At 71.9% G+C, this 16,204-nt stretch carries 15 protein-coding genes and 1 pseudogene; 7 read left to right on the forward strand and 9 right to left on the reverse strand.

Annotation, left to right across the window (positions count from 1 at the left end; translation table 11 throughout):
- Positions 1 to 291 precede the first annotated feature (291 nt).
- Entirely contained in the window at positions 292 to 1,005 is a 714-nt protein-coding gene (locus AC3EQ1_RS01580; protein WP_432092406.1) for a DUF4232 domain-containing protein, read from the forward strand.
- A gap of 208 nt (positions 1,006 to 1,213) precedes the next feature.
- Here AC3EQ1_RS01580 and AC3EQ1_RS01585 read toward each other — a convergent pair whose 3' ends face one another.
- A complete protein-coding gene (locus tag AC3EQ1_RS01585) occupies positions 1,214 to 1,858 on the reverse strand; it encodes an SRPBCC family protein (protein WP_432092407.1) in 645 nt (214 codons plus the stop codon).
- Between the two features lie 200 nt (positions 1,859 to 2,058).
- On the opposite strand from AC3EQ1_RS01585, the gene AC3EQ1_RS01590 reads away from it, so the two are divergent.
- The gene (locus AC3EQ1_RS01590; protein ID WP_432092408.1) at positions 2,059 to 2,712 is read left to right on the forward strand and encodes a TetR/AcrR family transcriptional regulator; all 654 of its coding nucleotides are present in this window, start codon (positions 2,059 to 2,061) and stop codon (positions 2,710 to 2,712) included.
- 90 nt (positions 2,713 to 2,802) lie between these two features.
- On the opposite strand, the gene AC3EQ1_RS01595 is transcribed toward AC3EQ1_RS01590, so the two are convergent.
- The 3 genes from AC3EQ1_RS01595 to AC3EQ1_RS01605 all read right to left on the reverse strand — a co-directional run bounded on the left by AC3EQ1_RS01595 (position 2,803) and on the right by AC3EQ1_RS01605 (position 5,249).
- Entirely contained in the window at positions 2,803 to 3,165 is a 363-nt protein-coding gene (locus tag AC3EQ1_RS01595; RefSeq protein ID WP_432092409.1) for a DUF5335 family protein, read from the reverse strand.
- A gap of 222 nt (positions 3,166 to 3,387) precedes the next feature.
- Positions 3,388 to 4,260, reverse strand: a complete 873-nt coding sequence (locus AC3EQ1_RS01600) for a universal stress protein (protein WP_432092410.1) — start codon at positions 4,258 to 4,260, stop codon at positions 3,388 to 3,390.
- A 221-nt stretch (positions 4,261 to 4,481) separates the two neighbouring features.
- On the reverse strand, positions 4,482 to 5,249 hold the full coding sequence (locus AC3EQ1_RS01605) for a CBS domain-containing protein (protein WP_432092625.1): 768 nt from the start codon (positions 5,247 to 5,249) through the stop codon (positions 4,482 to 4,484).
- A gap of 310 nt (positions 5,250 to 5,559) precedes the next feature.
- Between AC3EQ1_RS01605 and AC3EQ1_RS01610 the strand changes: the two genes are divergently transcribed.
- Both AC3EQ1_RS01610 and AC3EQ1_RS01615 read left to right on the forward strand, forming a co-directional pair.
- Positions 5,560 to 6,432, forward strand: a complete 873-nt coding sequence (locus tag AC3EQ1_RS01610) for a universal stress protein (protein ID WP_432092411.1) — start codon at positions 5,560 to 5,562, stop codon at positions 6,430 to 6,432.
- Between the two features lie 191 nt (positions 6,433 to 6,623).
- Positions 6,624 to 7,616: an Acg family FMN-binding oxidoreductase gene (locus AC3EQ1_RS01615; RefSeq protein WP_432092412.1), complete on the forward strand. Its 993-nt coding sequence runs from the start codon at positions 6,624 to 6,626 to the stop codon at positions 7,614 to 7,616.
- Positions 7,617 to 7,719: 103 nt separating this feature from the next.
- Here AC3EQ1_RS01615 and AC3EQ1_RS01620 read toward each other — a convergent pair.
- From AC3EQ1_RS01620 to AC3EQ1_RS01630, 3 genes and pseudogenes are all read right to left on the reverse strand, one after another.
- Positions 7,720 to 8,004: pseudogene (locus tag AC3EQ1_RS01620) on the reverse strand (nickel-dependent hydrogenase large subunit); the annotation flags it as partial.
- 223 nt (positions 8,005 to 8,227) lie between these two features.
- Complete coding sequence (locus AC3EQ1_RS01625; RefSeq protein WP_432092413.1) at positions 8,228 to 8,971, reverse strand: CBS domain-containing protein; 744 nt, start codon at positions 8,969 to 8,971, stop codon at positions 8,228 to 8,230.
- Positions 8,972 to 9,238: 267 nt separating this feature from the next.
- Positions 9,239 to 9,748: a flavodoxin domain-containing protein gene (locus AC3EQ1_RS01630; protein ID WP_432092414.1), complete on the reverse strand. Its 510-nt coding sequence runs from the start codon at positions 9,746 to 9,748 to the stop codon at positions 9,239 to 9,241.
- A 469-nt stretch (positions 9,749 to 10,217) separates the two neighbouring features.
- Here AC3EQ1_RS01630 and AC3EQ1_RS01635 point away from each other — a divergent pair, with 469 nt between their 5' ends.
- The 3 genes from AC3EQ1_RS01635 to AC3EQ1_RS01645 all read left to right on the forward strand — a co-directional run bounded on the left by AC3EQ1_RS01635 (position 10,218) and on the right by AC3EQ1_RS01645 (position 12,537).
- On the forward strand, positions 10,218 to 10,934 hold the full coding sequence (locus tag AC3EQ1_RS01635; protein ID WP_432092415.1) for a response regulator: 717 nt from the start codon (positions 10,218 to 10,220) through the stop codon (positions 10,932 to 10,934).
- A gap of 210 nt (positions 10,935 to 11,144) precedes the next feature.
- A complete protein-coding gene (locus AC3EQ1_RS01640) occupies positions 11,145 to 11,816 on the forward strand; it encodes a CBS domain-containing protein (protein ID WP_432092416.1) in 672 nt (223 codons plus the stop codon).
- A 31-nt stretch (positions 11,817 to 11,847) separates the two neighbouring features.
- Positions 11,848 to 12,537 (forward strand): helix-turn-helix domain-containing protein, encoded by a 690-nt coding sequence (locus tag AC3EQ1_RS01645; RefSeq protein ID WP_432092417.1) that lies wholly within the window; start codon positions 11,848 to 11,850, stop codon positions 12,535 to 12,537.
- Between the two features lie 27 nt (positions 12,538 to 12,564).
- Here AC3EQ1_RS01645 and AC3EQ1_RS01650 read toward each other — a convergent pair whose 3' ends face one another.
- Positions 12,565 to 13,593 carry an alcohol dehydrogenase catalytic domain-containing protein gene (locus AC3EQ1_RS01650; protein ID WP_432092418.1) on the reverse strand — a complete coding sequence of 343 codons (1,029 nt, stop codon included), beginning with the start codon at positions 13,591 to 13,593 and terminating at the stop codon, positions 12,565 to 12,567.
- A gap of 307 nt (positions 13,594 to 13,900) precedes the next feature.
- A complete protein-coding gene (locus AC3EQ1_RS01655; protein WP_432092419.1) occupies positions 13,901 to 15,610 on the reverse strand; it encodes a sensor histidine kinase in 1,710 nt (569 codons plus the stop codon).
- Positions 15,611 to 16,204: the final 594 nt, after the last annotated feature.

The raw sequence follows: 16,204 nt of genomic DNA on the forward strand, positions 1-16,204 counted from the left end.
CCCGCGCAAAGCGGCCTGACGCAGTCGCGGTCGACCGTCGGCGGGCGCGGGCGTGTGCCCGTGGGCGCGCGGACCTGCGGCATGCGGCCTCACTTCTTTCGTGCGATGGCGCGGGTTTGTTGCGATGCGCCCGTCATGGCGGCGGGGGCAGGCGCGCTGCGGAGCGCTGTTGCACTGCGTTAGCCATCCGTTAGCGGAACACCAGTCCGGCCCCCGAAGATGATCTTGGCAGGGGGGCGCGCGTGAGGCCGCGTCCGGCTGAAGCAGACCGATCCACGGGGGAACACACCCATGCGCAAGAACCTCATCCGCACGACCGCCATGGCCGCTGTGGCGGTCACCGCCGCCTTGTCGCTGAGCGCCTGCGGGGGTGAGACCGATTCCGCCGACGCTTCGCCCTCGCCCGGCGCGGCGCAGTCCGCGGACCAGGGACAGGAAGCCGACGGCGGCGCGGGCGGCAACGCCGAGGGCTCCGGCCCCAAGAGCACCTCGGCAGGGGCGGACAGCGGGGGTTCGACGGGCGGCAGCGCGTCCGGCAACACCGGCGCGGCCGACGGCGGCAGCGGGGGCGGCGGCAAGGGCGGCTACGGGCAGGCCTGCGGAACCAACGACCTGACGTGGAGTGCCAAGTCCGAGAGCCAGGCCGGTGGCTACATCCTCATCTCGGTGAAGGCCAAGGCGGGGATCACCTGCATGCTCCCGGGCGTGCATCCGGTGGTGGCGTTCGGGTCCGACGGCACCGAGGCCGGGCCGGCCGAGCAGGCCGTCGGTGAGCAGGTGAAGCTGAGTGGCGCCACCACCGCCTACGCCGGGGTGAACCCCAAGACCACCAACACCGATGACGGCAAGGAACTCAACGAGATCATCACCTCGGTGAGCAGGGACGACCGGACGGACCCGGTCAGCCTGACCACCGGCGCCATCACCGTCGACCGGCCGATCGTCACCAACTGGCACACCGTGCCCCAGGACGCCGTTCCCGGCAACGGCCTGGACAGCGACTGACGGCACGGCAGGGCCCGGACGAATCCCCGACGCGCTGATGGCGCGACCCGGGGCCCGGTGACGGGCGGCATGCCCGAACGGCGCTCGGGCGGGTGAGGGCCTCCTGCGGGCCGGTGTGGATGCGACAGCCCCACCGGCGCTCAGGAGGCCCTCGTGTTCGGCGCACTGCCCCACCCACGCCGACCGACAGGGCGGGCCGGTTCACGGTTCAGTGCGGCTGGTTGTGGGGGCGGGCTTCGGCGGCGGACTTCAGGTTGCGCAGCCATGCTTCGAGGCCGTCGCGGAGGATCTCGGTCGCGGTGGGAACGTCCGCTTCGACCTGGGCTCCGGTGTGGGTCTCCTCGGTGCGCACGCGGACGCCGCCCTTGACCTTGGTGAAGCTCCACACGTGGACGCCGTCGATGCGCAGCCCTTCGCCGATCGCGGGACCGGTCCAGCGGATGCACGCGTTGTGTTCGAGCTGCCGGACGGTCGAGGTGATCTCCAGGCCGGTGGCGGGAGTTGAGGGGTTGGGGGGTATCGGGGTAGTCCAGCGGAATGCCGAACCCTTGCGGAAGGGGCCATGGTCGAGGCGTTCGGCGGTCTCGACGGGGGGCTGCCAGGACGGCCAGCGCTCCACGTCGGTCTGCAGCTTCCAGATGGTGCGCAGCGGGGCGTTGATCACGATCTCGGTCCGGTGGCGGACGCGGGCGTCGGGGTCGACGCCCTTCCCGCGGCAGGTCAGGGACTGGCCGGGCAGGGAGGTGCGGGAGCCGACGGCCCCGGCCGGTGCGGCAGCGGCGCCGAGGAGACCGAGGGCGAGCGGGACGGCGAACAGGGCAGCGCGGCTGCCGGTGCTGCGGGTGCCGGACATGGAGTTCCCCTCTGTCGGTCGGGAGTGAACGCTGCCTGTCGCGCCTCTCGCGCGGCAGCACCGCACACCCCCGTTGAGATACAGCCTCACGGATTCGTTAGAAGTTATAACGCCACGCTGAACCGGCGGTCAATGGACGCGTGATACCTTCTCATCAATTCTTGAGGTTGTAGCCGAATGGATGGGGCGGTGGGCAGGCCATGGCAACGACAGGCGCGAACACCCCGCGGGAGCGCTATCGGGCCCAAGTGCGGGCGGAGATCACGGAACGCGCCTGGGAGCAGATCGCCACAGCGGGGGCGTCCGCACTCTCGCTCAACGCGATCGCCAAGCAGATGGGCATGAGCGGGCCGGCGCTCTACCGCTATTTCGCCGGCCGCGACGAGCTGATCACCGAACTCGTCCGGGAGGCGTACCGAAGCCTCGCCGAGACCTTCCGCACCGCGTCCGCCGCGGGTGCCGACCTGGCCGGGCTGGCACACGCCCTGCGCGACTGGGCCCTGGCAGACCCTCAGCGGTACTTCCTCGTCTACGGCTCCCCCATCCCCGGATACCACGCGCCCGCGGACACCACTGCCATCTCCTCCGAGATCATGAAGACTCTGCTCGACGCGTGCGCGGCGCTCGCCCCGGACAGCGCCGCGACACCCTTCGACACCCACCTGGAGGACCACCGGGACTGGGCCGCCGGCCACCCCGGCCCGCCCGGAGCCCTCCACCGGTCCCTGACCTTCTGGACCCGTCTGCACGGCGTCCTGTCACTGGAACTCGCCGGCCACTTCGACGGCATGGACTTCGACCCAGCCCTGCTCTTCGCGGCCGAACTGGACGACCTGTCGGCACCCCGGACCTGAGTCGCACGCAGCACAGTGCCCCTGGCCGGTCTCGTCGACGGACCGCATGGCGGCCGAGCCGCACGAACGGATCACCGTCCGACGGGGCCATCAGGCTGCCGTCACGGATTTCACGGGGAAGAAGGTGATCAGAGTGGCGGTGCCGTCCTGCGCGAGGACCCGGACGGCGGCCTCCGGTACGTCCAGCGTGGAAAGGCCGACCTCCTCGGGGTGCTCCACCATGTGCCGCAGGACGACCGGGTACTTCGGCGGATCGCCGCCAACGGCAACGATCACCACGTCGTCCCGCACGTCGTAGGTGAGGTAGGCGAAGGGCAGCCGCTCGGCCTCGTACTGGTGCCCGGCCGACGGGTCGAGCACCTCGATGGTGACCCGCTGTCCTTCGTGGTCGGCAGTGATCTCGTCGAGTACCGTCCGCCACTCGCTCCGGTCGAGCGCTGGGTTCTCGGTCATCTGCTGTCTCCTCCGGGCTGCGTCATTCGGTCTCCGAATCCGGGAAGACCGTGGGGGAGCCGGTCACCGCGGCCCAGGGGCGAGCACGTCGGTCGTCGCCCCTGGGCCTGTCGGGAAAGCGCCGGAGTCACCGGACCCGGTGGCGGGCCCGTCAGGGGAACTCCCCGGCACCTGCCCGGATGCGGCGGCGCGGCCCCGGAGCGGCGCGCAAGGACGGTCGGGTCAATCATCGTGGGAGACGACGGCGACAGGGCAGTTCGCGTGGTGTACCGCGGCCTGGGCCACCGGCCCCAGACGCGGTCCCAGCGCCTGCCGGTGCCGACGCCGTCCGACGACGAGCAACTGACGGCCTCGCGCGGCCCGCACCACGGCCCGCGCCGGGCTCTCCAACCGGATGTCCTCGACGATGCGCAGCGCGGGGAACTTCTCACGCCACGGGCGCAGAACCGGTGCCAGGTCCCGCTGGACATCGTCCCGGATCTCCTTCGCGACCTCGGGATCGACGCCCCAGGGGGCGTACGCCTGGACCGGAAGGCTCCTGCCGTGCACCACGTGGACGGGAACGTCCCGCGCGGCTGCCGTATCGCACGCGAAGTCCAGCACGCTGTCGCAGGAGCCTTCGAGGCTCACACCGGCGACAACTCCGGCCTCCCGGTCCCCTGGTGGACGGTTCTCCGCGGCCCCGGCCCGCACGAGCACCACGGGCCGGTCGGCCCGGGCGACGACATGGAGGCCGGTGTCACCGAGGAAGAAGCTCTCGACGCGCTCCAGCCCACGCGAACCGAGCACCAGGATGCGGGAATCCGCGGCCGCCCGCAGAAGCGCTTCCGTGGCGTCCTCGGCAAGCAGTTCCTCGACGATGGGCAGGTCCGGATGACGATGGGTGATGTCCCGCTGGGCGTCGCCGACGATCCGCTTCGCCCAGTAGTTCTGATCCTTTTCCTGCGGCGCGCCGGGGGTGTCCTGGGAGAGCAGGATCCATGCGTGCAGCAGGCGCAGCGTGATCTTTCGACGGTCGGCTTCGTCCGCCGCCCAGCGCGCGGCGTCCATGCTCTCGGCCGAACCGTCGAGGCCAACGGTGACGACGTCCTCCATGACGAGTTGCCTCCCTCCTGTGGGCCGGTGCCGGCCGAACGTGTCCGGGATTCCAGCGTGCCGGGGCACCGACAGCAGCACGGCTGCCGAGCACCGATGAGGTTCGGCCGGAGCGGGTTCGGCTCCCTGCGGCTCCGACGACATCCGCCGACGGCACCGATCCCGGATGTCTCACCCCGCGGCAGACCTCACACGCCACTTCCTCCCAGCGCTTTCCTGTCTCATCCGTTGTGCCGCGGCTCCATGCGGGCCGAGGGGCCCGTCCCTCCCCCCTGTGCACTCATCCGGGCCCGCGCCGCGCTCCCGGGCTCCACCGCGTCATCGGGCAGAGGCTCGTCGGAAGACGGTTCTCCCGTGAGGTGGCACGCGACGTCCACGACTCCTTCGACGGCACGGACCAGGCGCGCCGCCACCGATACGAGCGAGGTGTCCGGTATCCGCCCGCTGAGGGTCACCACTCCCTCCTCGACTCGCACCCGGACCGGGCTGGTCAGGGCCGGGAAAAGGTACGAGATCACCGTGCGACGGACCTCTTCCTCGATGTCCGCGTCCTTGCGGAGGAACACCTTGAGCAGGTCACTCCTGCTGACGATGCCTCGCAGCATGCCCCCGTCGTCGACGACGGGAAGACGTTTGACGTCCTTCACCGCCATGATCCGTGCCGCTTGTGCCAGGGTTGCGTTCTCGTGCACCGAGACGGCCGGAGTGCTCATCAGCTCCTCCGCGTCGGCCGCGCCCGCTTTGGCGAGGTCGTCCAAGCGGTCCAACTGCTCCCGGCGGCCGGGATCCCGGTCTCGGAACTCCTCCTTGGGCAGGAGGTCCGCCTCGGAGACAACCCCGATGACGCGGCCTTCGCCCTCCAGCACGGGCAGCGCGCTGACCTTCCACTGCTCCATCGTGCGGACGATCTCCTTGAAGGGCGCGTCGCGGCCGACGGCCACCACCGTCAGGGTCATGACGTCACGGACGATGTGCGGGGTGTCGAACATGGTGAGCTCCTTGGGCACAGCGCCGAAGACACCCGCTCTCGTGATCATGAGCAGCTCTCCTTCGCCGTGGCTTCGTCTTCATCGTGCGGCGGTCGCGAGCCGGGCGTCAGGGCCGAGCGGGACCTCGTCCCGGACCACTCGGCCCACAGGTGCTCCGGGCCGCCCGGGAGCCCAAGCGGGCGCCCGGAACCCGGAGCGAACGAGGGACCGAAGGTCCTGGATCAGGGCCGGTACGCCCTCGCGGGGCCCGCCGGTGCGGCGGCATGGTGGGCACCGGGGCACTCGCGGAGCGAGGAAGGCGGTGGGGAAGATGGACATTCCGCTGGTCGTCGGAGTCGACGGATCGGGCTCCAGCCTGGAGGCGGTGGACTGGGCGGTGGACGAGGCGGAACGGCACGGCCTTCAGCTGCGGCTCGTCCACGGCTCCTTGTGGGAGCGGTACGAGGGAACGCGCCCCTCGCCGGCGACGGACCGCCCGGCGGAGCAGATTCTCGCCGAACACATCGCGGCCTCGGCGGCCGAACATGCTCAGCGGCGGAACCCCGATGTGAAGGTCTCCAGCGACGTGCTGGCCGCCGACCCCACGACGGCCCTGCTCCGGGAGGGGCACGAAGCCTTCGCCCTCGTCACGGGCTCGCGCGGGCGCGGCATGCTCGGCGAAACCCTGCTCGGTTCGGTGAGCCTCACCGTGGCGGCCCGGGCCGTCTGCCCGGTGATCGTCGTCCGGGGCGAGGAACCGACCCGGCGGGACGGTCTGCCCGTGGTGCTCGGCGTCGGCGAGCGCAGCGTGACGTCGGCGGCCGTGCGCTTCGCCGTAGCGGAAGCGGAGATACGGAACTGCCCGCTCCATGTGGTGCGGGCCTGGCGGACACCGGCCCACGAGGCGGTGGAGCACCTGCTGCCCACGGACGCACGGGCACCGACCCCCGAGCAGCGGGCCGCCGACCAGGTGGCCGAGGCGCTCCGGGGAGTGGGACCGGTGCGGGACGGAGCGGTGGTGCGGCGGATCACGGCGGAGGGCCCCGCGCACAAGGTACTCGCCGACGCCTCCGTGGAAGCGGCGCTGCTCGTCCTCGGCGCTCCGCGGCGCCATGGACACTTCGGCCTGCAACTCGGCCGGGTGGCACACGCGTTGCTCCACCACGCGGCGTGCCCGGTCGCGGTGGTGCCGCAACGCGGTTAGGCCGCGGTTAGGCCCTCCACGGCAGTGCCGCCCCGGGCCGCAACTCCGGCAGGCCGTCGCGAGTCCGGGGACGGTTCGGGCACGCCGACCGGCGCCCGGAGAGGGCCGTTCGGCCCATCCGCCCGAGCGGCCGGCGGGACCATGATGAAGGCAACGACCCGCAGCGGATGCGGTATGCCCCGGGAGGATCCGTGATCGCTCCACCAGTCGACGAGAAGCGTGTGACCGCCATGGTCGCGGACGCTGTCGCGGCGCCGTCGATGCACAACGCCCAGCCCTGGCGTTTCCGTTACTCACGGAGCCGGCGAGCCTTCCAGCTACGAGCGGATCTCAACCGGTTCATGCCTCACTCCGACCCCGACACCCGCGCACTGCATCTGGGGTGCGGCGCGGCGCTGCTGAACCTGCGCGTCTCGGTGGAGTACGCGGGGTGGGACGCGGTGACCCACCTGCTCCCGGACTCGACGGACCCGGCCCTGCTCGCCCTCGTGCGCCTGACCGGACCCGGCAAGGGGCGGACGGGTATCGGTGCGTTGCACGCCGCCGTCCACCGCCGGCACACCAGTCGCCACCCGTTCACCGCAGCACCCATTCCGGACGACGTCCGCGACACTCTCCGCGCGGCGGCCCGACAGGAAGGCGCACGACTGGACTTCCCGTCCGGGTGGCACCGGCAGTGGGTGCTGGAGCTCGCCGAGCAGGCCGAGGCCCGGAACCTGACCGACAGCGGCAGCAGAGAGGACCTGGCCCGCTGGACCGGAACGGGCACCGCGGCAGAAGGGGTACGGACCGAGGGCGTCCCCGACTCCGCTTTCGGACCCCGCAAACGCGGAGGCAAGGCGCCGGTGCGCGACTTCGCCGGTACGCGCCGGGTACCGGGCCGGGAAGCCGCCGCATTCGAGGAGGATCCGCACATCGCCCTGCTCAGTACCGCGGAGGACACTCCGGTGGACTGGCTCCGGGCCGGCCAGGCGGTGGAGCGTGTGCTGCTCCTGGCCACGCTGCGCGGCCTGTCGAGTTCCTTCGTCACCCAGGTCCTGGAGTGGCCCGACATGCGCTGGCCCCTGCGGGACCCGGTGTCGGGAGCGGGGCACGTCCAGATGGTGCTGCGACTCGGCTACGGTCCGGAAGGCGCCCCGACACCCCGACGACCGGTGCGGGAAGTCCTCGACATCGAGCCCTGAGCAGCAAATGCCCGCCGCACACCGGGACGCGGAGGTGCATGGAGCCCGCGCAACCGAGCGAGACGCGACCGCACGCCGAACGACGGGGGCTGCCCGCCGGGGCTCAGTCCCGCAGGACGCTCACGTCGAGGAAGTGCGTGGCGCAGGAGATGCACGGGTCGTGGTTGCGGACGACCCGTTCGCACAGCCGGGTCAGTCCTCTTCGGACGCAGCCCCCCGGGCCCAGCCGTGCCTGGACGATGCGGCGCAGGTCCTCCTCGATGGCCCCCTGGTTCTGGGCGGTCGGTGGTACCAGGGCCGCCTCGGTGACCAGTCCGTTCCCGTCGAGGGTGTAGCGGTGGTAGAGCACACCGCGGGGGGCCTCGGTGGCACCGTGCCCGATGCCCGCCCAGTCCGTCCCGGTCGAGGACCGCTTCGGATTCCTCGGAGCCCCTCATCGCTCCTCCCTCGGGCTTCTCGGCCTGCACCCGGTTCGGTCAACACTGCATCACGGGCCGGTTCCGCCCGCACGTCGAACCCGGCCCGGGGAAACGTCCTCCCACGCTCACCCATGGGACGTTCCGCGCTGAGCCGACGCCCTCGGGCCGGGGCGGTCCCGTCACGCGGGCCACCTACGATGGCGCGGACGGTGATCCGGCGATCCCCTGAGGTGTCCGCTCGACGGGCCGTCTGCGGGTGTCGTCGATCCTGCTCACCAGCTCGTCGACGACCATGACGACCCCGTCCAGCTGACGGACCATGCGCACCGCGATCTCCGTGTCGCTCCGGAGCTCCATCCGGCCCCGCAGGGTGACCACGCCGTCGAGCACATGCACGTCGACGGTGTCCGGAGCCAGCCACATGGCCTGGACGAACACCTCGTCGACGATCTCCCGGCGGATGTCCGCGTCCGGCCGCAGGAAGACCTCGAGGAGGTCGCGCCGGGTGACGATGCCGACGAGCCGGTCCTCCTCGTCGAGCACGGGGAGGCGTTCCACCCGGTGGCTCGCCATGGTCCGGGCGCCTTCCGCGATGGTGTCCGCCGCGTGGACGGCGATTGCGGGGGCCGACATCAGCTCCTCCGCCGTCACTGCCCGCTCCTTGATGCCGGCGGCCGTGCGCCGGAACCCGGTCAGGTGACGGAGCCAGCGGGGCCAGGCCGCAGGATCGTGGGGTTGCGATGCGGGATTCCCCGCCTGGCGGGCCAGCAGATCGCTCTCCGAGATCACACCCAGGACCCGTTCGTCGTCGTCCACGACCGGCACGCCACTGATCCGGTGCTCGGCGAGCAGTTTGGCGACCTTCTTGAAGGGAGTCCGCGGCCCGACCGCGACCACATCGGTCACCATGAGGCTGCCGATTCTGCTGTGTCTCATCTTCGTCGCTCCGTCCCGGTGCCGGCTTGAGAAGCGGCCTTTCCGCAGCACGTGGCCGTTCTTCGCTGCCCCCATCGTCCGGCGCCGGGTTCCCCTCCCCCAGGGCTGGCCGGGCACGTAGAAGGTCCGTCCGGCCCCGTCCGGGCAGGGCCGGACGGGGCGGGGATAAGGACGCGGACCGAGGACGCCGGGTCGCGGCGCTCCGGTCGCGGCGGAGTTCCGCCTCGACCCTCTCCGCCAGCGATCGGATAACGGTCGCGGCGCCTGTCAGACAACGGTTGCGGCGCCCAGCTCCGCGGCGATCGACCGGGCCCAGGCGCGGACCCTCCCGGGGTCCCGGTAGTCACCGCCACGGCCCGCCTTCAGGATCTGGCGGGCGATGATGCCCTTGGCTCCTTCCTCGAGGCGGCCGCCGAACGTGACATGGCCCAGCGCATCCAGCCGGGCAGCGATACGGCGGACACCGGGGACAGGGCGTATGTCCCGTTCGCCGGCGGAGGCGTCCAGTGGTCCGCTGCTGAACAGCCACACCGCTCGGGACATCAGTGCCTGGTGATGACGGCGGGCGAACCGGGCCGCGTCGCGATGCCACCGGCCGGCGTAGAGAGCCCCTCCCAGGACCACCACGTCGTACTCCTCGACATCCTGGACCTCGGCGGCGGGCCGCACGTCAGCCGCAGGTCCGCAGGCCCGCAGCGTCTCCCCGATCCACTCGGCGATCTCAGCGGTCGAGCCGTTTCTCGATCCGTGGGCGACCAGCACATGGTGCGGATTCATCGCCTGCTCCTTTCGGTCGTCAGCGGAGTCGGCACACACAGGGGGCACGGGGACGGCCGGGCAGCGGGCGCACCCGTGCGTCGACCGCCAGGACGCCCTCGGGACGGGCCACACCGGATCGAGACCGGCCCCCGGCCTGCTGCGCGGGCACCGCCCTCCGGTGGTGCGTCGTCACGGTCGTCGCGTCCCGTCGGTACCGTTCCGGTGCGGCTGCCCAACCGGACACGATCGTGCCCGTGTCGAATCCAGCCTCCCCGGACCGGTATCCGCTTGACATGGGCTGACCGGGCCCGGGTCCGGGCCGGAGGTCCCGGCGCGTACCGAGGCGGGTGGGCGGTGACGGGCCCCGGACAGTGGCACCCTGAAAGGGGGCAGGGCCACGTCGATGGCCGGCGGGCGGCAATGGCCGTCCGTGGGGGCGGCCGGGCGCGCTGTTCCCGGAATTCCGCGGACGACACAGGAGCGGTGGATGACGGAGAGCCCGCGTACCCCCCCGACGAGCCCGATCACGGTCTTTCTGCTCGACGATCACGAGATCGTCCGGCGCGGGCTGCGCGACCTGCTCGACGACGAGCCGGACATCGACGTCGTGGGAGAGGCCTCGACTGCCGAACAGGCCCTCGTACGCGTACCGGCACTGCGTCCGGCCGTCGCGGTTCTGGATGTGCGGCTCCCGGACGGGGACGGGGTCAACGTCTGCCGTGAGCTGCGCTCGCGCCTGCCGGAGCTGGCCTGTCTGATGCTCACCTCCTTCGACGACGAGGAGGCCCTGCTCGATTCGATCATGGCCGGGGCGGCCGGCTACGTGCTCAAGCAGATCGAGGGGTCGGATCTGGTCTCCGCCGTCCGGACCGTCGCCTCGGGCCGGTCGATGCTGGATCCCAGCGCGGCGACCCGCCTCATGGCACGGCTGCGCGAACCGGAGCCGGAGCTCCGGGAGCCCGAGGTGCTGCCGGGCCTGACGAGCCGCGAGCGGGAGGTTCTCGCCCTCATCGGTGAGGGGCTCACCAATCGGCAGATCGGTCAGCGGCTCTACCTGGCGGAGAAGACCGTCAAGAACCACATTTCCCGCCTGCTGGCGAAGCTCGGGGTGGAGCGACGGATCCAGGCCGCGGTCATCGCCACCCAGGCCCAGGCGGCCCACCCGGAGCCGGAGCATCACCGCCCCCACCACCGGCCCCGGTAGCGACTCCGCGTCCGTTGCCGCCCGGAAGGGCGCGGGCCACCCGGTCCCGGGCCCGGGCCGGACGGCCCCGTGCGGCAGCGAGGGCGGAGGGGCGACCCTGGAAGGAAACGGCTCCGCCGACCGGCATGGGCACCGGCCCGCGCCAGGCAGGGTGCGCCACGCCCGAGGAGCCGTGACCCACGAGCGATCAGTCGTTCGGAGGACCTGGACATGCAGCATCGAACAGTGGCAGACCTCATGACCCACACGGTCGTCAGCGCACGGCCCGGCACCACGTTCAAGGACATCGCCAGGTTGCTGGCCGAGCACGACATCACCGCGGTTCCCGTGATCGACACGGGAGGCCGCCCGCTGGGTGTCGTATCCGAGGGCGACCTGTTGCGGAAGGAGGCGGGGCAGCCCGACCCCGCGGGGCTGCTTCTGGAACCCCGTCCGACCTCGGCGGAGCGGGCCCGGGCCGAGGCGACGACCGCGGAGGGGCTCATGTCGGCTCCTGCCGTGACGGCGCGGTCCGAATGGAGCGTGATCGAAGCGGCGCGCGTCATGCACGATCACGGGGTCAAGCGTCTGCCGGTCGTGGACGAGGCGGACCGGCTCGTCGGTGTCGTCAGCCGCAGCGACCTGCTCCGGGTCTTCCTCCGCCGGGACCAGGCCATCCGCGAGGAGATCGAACACGAGATCCTCTCCGCGACCCTCGGGGAGCCCCCTTCAGCCGTGGGCCTGGAGGTCACGGACGGCCGGGTCACGCTGACCGGCACGCTGGCCCGCAGCAGTCTCGTGCCCGTCCTCGTCCGTCTGTGCAGAAGCGTCGACGGCGTCGTCGACGTCGAACACGACCTCGGTGCCGAACTCGACGACGTACCGGCACGTGCCCGGACCTGACCGGCGCGGGAGCAGAAGGGAGCTGATCCTCGTGCAGGCGAACGACGACGAGGCGCAGGGCACCCGGGCGGGGGACACCCGGACCGGCCCCGGCGATCTCGGGAGGAGGGTGGCCCTGCGCCGGGAACAGCTCGGGCTCACCCGGGAGGAAGTGGCCCGGCGGGCCGGTATGGACCCGGGGTATCTGCGGTACGTGGAGGAAGAGGTGGCCGATGCCGGGGCGGTCGGCCTGATCAGGCTCGCAGGCGCGCTCGAGACCACCACGGCCGACCTGCGAGGCGGCGGCACCGATCTGCCGACCGGCCTCGGGAAGGCCGCTCGGCACCCGGAACTGGTGGACATGAGTCCCGAGGAGTGCCGGCAGCACCTGTCCACCCACGGCGTGGGCCGGGTGGCCGTGGCCACTGCCGACGGCCCCGCCGTCGCCCCTGTCAACTACTCGGTCGTGGACGACGAGATCGTCTACCGGACGCGGCCCGGCAGCTCGGCGGATCCGCAGCCGGGCACCGACGTGGCGTTCGAAGTGGACCACATCGACGAGGCCTTCAGCCGGGGGTGGAGCGTTCTCGTCGTCGGCCGGGCCGAGCGGGTCACCGACACCGCCACGGCTGACCGGCTGGCGGAGCGGGCCCGCACCTCGGCCTGGGCCGGCGGCGACCGCCGGCTCTGGATCCGCGTCGTCCCCTTGAGGATCACCGGCCGTCGGATCACTGTTCTCTGACCCGCCGCCCCGGCAAGCAGGAGCCGCTCAGTCCCGGTTCAGCACGACCTTGAGGGCTCCGGTCTCGGTCCCCCGGGCGAACACCTCGTAGGCCTCCGCCACTCGGTGCAGACCGAAGTGGTGGGTGATGAGCGGGGTGGGACGCAGACGGCCGGAGACCACCATCTCCATCAGCGCCGGTACGGAGTAGGTGTCGACCTGCCCCGTACTGATGGTGACGTTCTTCCGCCACAACGCCTCGAGGTGCAGCATCGCGGGCTTTTCGTGCATGCCGATGTTGGCGATGTGTCCCCCGGACCGCACTACACGGGTGCAGAGGGTGAAGCTGTCGGGAGCTCCCACCGCCTCGATGGCGACATCGGCACCGGGGCAGTCGGCGAGGTCGCTGATCAGGCGCCCCGGAAGGACGGCAGCATCGGCTCCGATGCGACGGGCGTCGTCGAGACGCGCGGAGGAGAGGTCCGTGGCGATGATGCGTGCAGGCGAGAGAACCCGCGCCGTGAGCACGGCGCCCAGGCCGATGGGTCCCGCGCCGACCACGACGACCGTGTCGCCGGGGCTCACCTGCCCATTGCGGACCCCGACTTCGTAGCCGGTGGGCAGGGTTTCGGCCAGCAGCACAGCCGCGTCTCCGTTCAGCGTCCCGGGCACCCGGTGAGTGGACAGATCCGCGAACGGCACGCGCACGTACTCCGCCTGCGTGCCGTCGATCCGGTGCCCCAGGATCCAGCCGCCACCGCCCCGGCACTGGCCGAACGCGTTGTCGTGGCAGGGCCGACAGCGCCCGCAGGCGGACACGCACGAGACGACGACACGTTCGCCCGCCCTCAGGCCGTGGACCTCGCGGCCCGCCTCCACCACCTCGCCGACGGCTTCATGTCCCAGGACGGTGCCGGCTCGCACCTCGGGCAGCTCGCCCTCCAGGATGTGCAGATCGCTTCCGCAGACGGTCGTGGTGTGGACCTGGACCAGCACGTCGGACGGTTCCTCGATCACCGGGTCCGGCACGGGTTCCCAGGCGGCCCGGCCCGGGCCGTGGTACACGAAGGCTCGCATCGGACCTCCCTCACTTTCCTCACGTCACCACCTTGTCCCCGGCCGCCGGTCGGGGCACAGGGGCTCCCGGACTCCTTGGAGGGCCGAAGGGCCCCCGGCACCTCTCCCTGCCCCCGTGAGCACTGTGCTCCCGGCACCGGCACCGGCACCGGCACCGGCAGCCGCGGCCGTTCGGCCTCCGCGAAGGGGCCGGCCCCCCTCCGCACCCGGTGAACGCCCACGAGCTCCCGCCGAGGGCACGCTGGTGCTTCGTGCCGGACGGCCGTGCGGTCGTCCTGCGGGGAACGCGTGACCGAGGCGGTGCCCGTCAGTCGGGCCGGGAGAGCGGCACGCGCCACGTCAGTACGGTTCCTCCGGCACGCGGGGTGGACAGCAGCAGCTCCCCGCCGCAGTGCGCCGCTCGTTCCTCGAGATTGCGCAGGCCGCTGCGTCGGTGCCCCGCCCCGGCCGCGCCGACACCGTTGTCCGACACCGTGACCGTGAGAAACCCTCCCTCGTTGACGACCGCCACATCAGTGCGGTCGGCATGGGCGTGTCTGGCCACGTTGGACAGTGCCTCGGCCAGGACCGCCACGGCTTCGTCGGCCACGTCCCGGGGAACCTCGGTGTCCAGCAGCCCCTCCATCCGAAGGCTGGGCGCGAAGTCGAGCGCGGCGGCGCATTCCTCGACCGTCCGGACGGCCCTCGTCCGCAACCCGTGGCGAGCTGCCGGCTCCGGAGCACGCAAGCCGAAAATCGTCGAACGAATGATCTTGATGGTCTCGTCCAGATCGCTCACGGCTCGCTGGACGCGTTCCGCGGCTCCCGCGTGCTCGATCAGGCGGGCCGCGCTCTGCAGCGTCATGCCGGTGGCGAAGAGCCGTTGAATGGCCAGGTCGTGCAGGTCGCGGGCGATCCGGTCGCGGTCCTCGAGGAGTGCGACCTGCTCCGCGGCGCTCCGGCGCTCCACCAGCTCCATGGCGAGCGCCGCCTGGCTCGCGAAGCCGACGAGTGGTTGCGTCTCCTGCTCCGAGAACTCCGGCTCCGCGCGGTCCCGAAGCAGCATGAGGACACTGCGGACGGTGTCGCCGGACGTGATGGGCAGCGCCACCGCGGGTCCGAGCCCGACGTAGCGGGACGGGCCCACGCGGACCCGGGGGTCCGCGCCGACGTCCGGGCTGAAGACCGGCCGGCTCGAGGTGCAGGCGAGTCCGAGGAGTCCGCCCTCCATGGGAATCGTCAGACCGCGGTGCTCGTCGGCCTGTTCCCCCACGGCGCATTCGACGGTCAGGGAGTCCTCCCGGGGCACCGGGACGGCGATGACCGCGAGCGCGGCGCCCGTGATCTCCTTGGCGAGCACCGCCACCCGATGCGTCACATCCGTCGGCGGGCTCCCGGACATCAGGCTGGTGGTGACCTCGGCGGTCGCCCGCAGCCACCGTTCCCGCAGCGTGGAGTCCTCGTAGAGCCGGGCGTTGTCGATGGCCACCCCGGCGGCCACGGCCAACGTGGACAGCACGGCCTCGTCCTCGTCGTCGAAGTCGCCGCCGCCGGCCTTCTCCGTCAGGTAGAGGTTGCCGAACACCTGGTCCCGCACCCGGATCGGTACCCCCATGAAGGAGCGCATGGGCGGATGGTTCGGCGGAAAGCCGTAGGAGGCCGGGTGCTCCGAGATCTTGGAGAGGCGCAGGGGCTCGGGGTGCCGGATCAGCTCGCCCAGGATGCCGTGGCCGGACGGGTAGGGCCCGATGGCAATGATCTGCTCGTCGGTGAGCCCCACCGTGAGGAACTGGGCCAGAGTCCTGCCGTCGGGCCCGATGACCCCGAGCGCTCCGTACCGGGCGTCGACCAGCGCGACGGCCGCCTCGACGATACGGCGCAGCACGTGCTCGAGGTCGAGTTCCCTTCCCACCGACAGCACGGCCTCGAGCAGGTGGTGCACCCGGTCCCGGGCGCCGCGTGCGGCGTCCAGCCTGCTCTGGAGCTCGTCCAGCCTCAGCTGTGGCAGCCTCACCGAGCCCTCGTCCGTGTTTGCCAACGCCCACCTCCTGAGCGCTCCGGGGCCGACCGCCACAGGGTCCTCCCGGTCCACGGTATCGGGCTGCTGCCGATCGGCTAGTCCGCTCCTCGACGGCCGCCCTCCGGCTCCGGCGGACTGGCCCGGGCACGAGCCGGGAGGCGTGATCACGGGGCCCTGCCCACGGACCGGAGTGCAGGAGTTGCTCCCAGAGGTGGGCGGTGTCGTGCAGTGAGAGCCTGGTTTCAAGGGCAGGGAAGCACGGCCGGGCATGGTCTGCGAGCAGCCACGGCGGTTCTCCGCGGCGGCCCCGTGCGTGCGGCCGGCCTCGTTCGCCCTGCCGGAATACGAGTCGCGGCTCCGCCCTGTCCCCGGGCCGCCGCGGCGGCGGGTCCGCCGTTCCGGCTCGGCCGCGAGCAACGGTGCCGGGGACTCGGGGCTGCGCGGCGACAGCACCGGCCTGCACTTCCGCCACGAAGCTCGCCGGAACCGTCCGTAGGCCGGACCTCGGGTTCTGCACCAAGCGCAGGCATGATCGTTGTGGACACTGTTCTTCACAGCACGCCCGCGGCCGGCGCCGGGGCGGCCGGGCGGGCGCCGCAGTCAGCGGAATTT

This window comes from Streptomyces sp. bgisy100 (assembly GCF_057709105.1).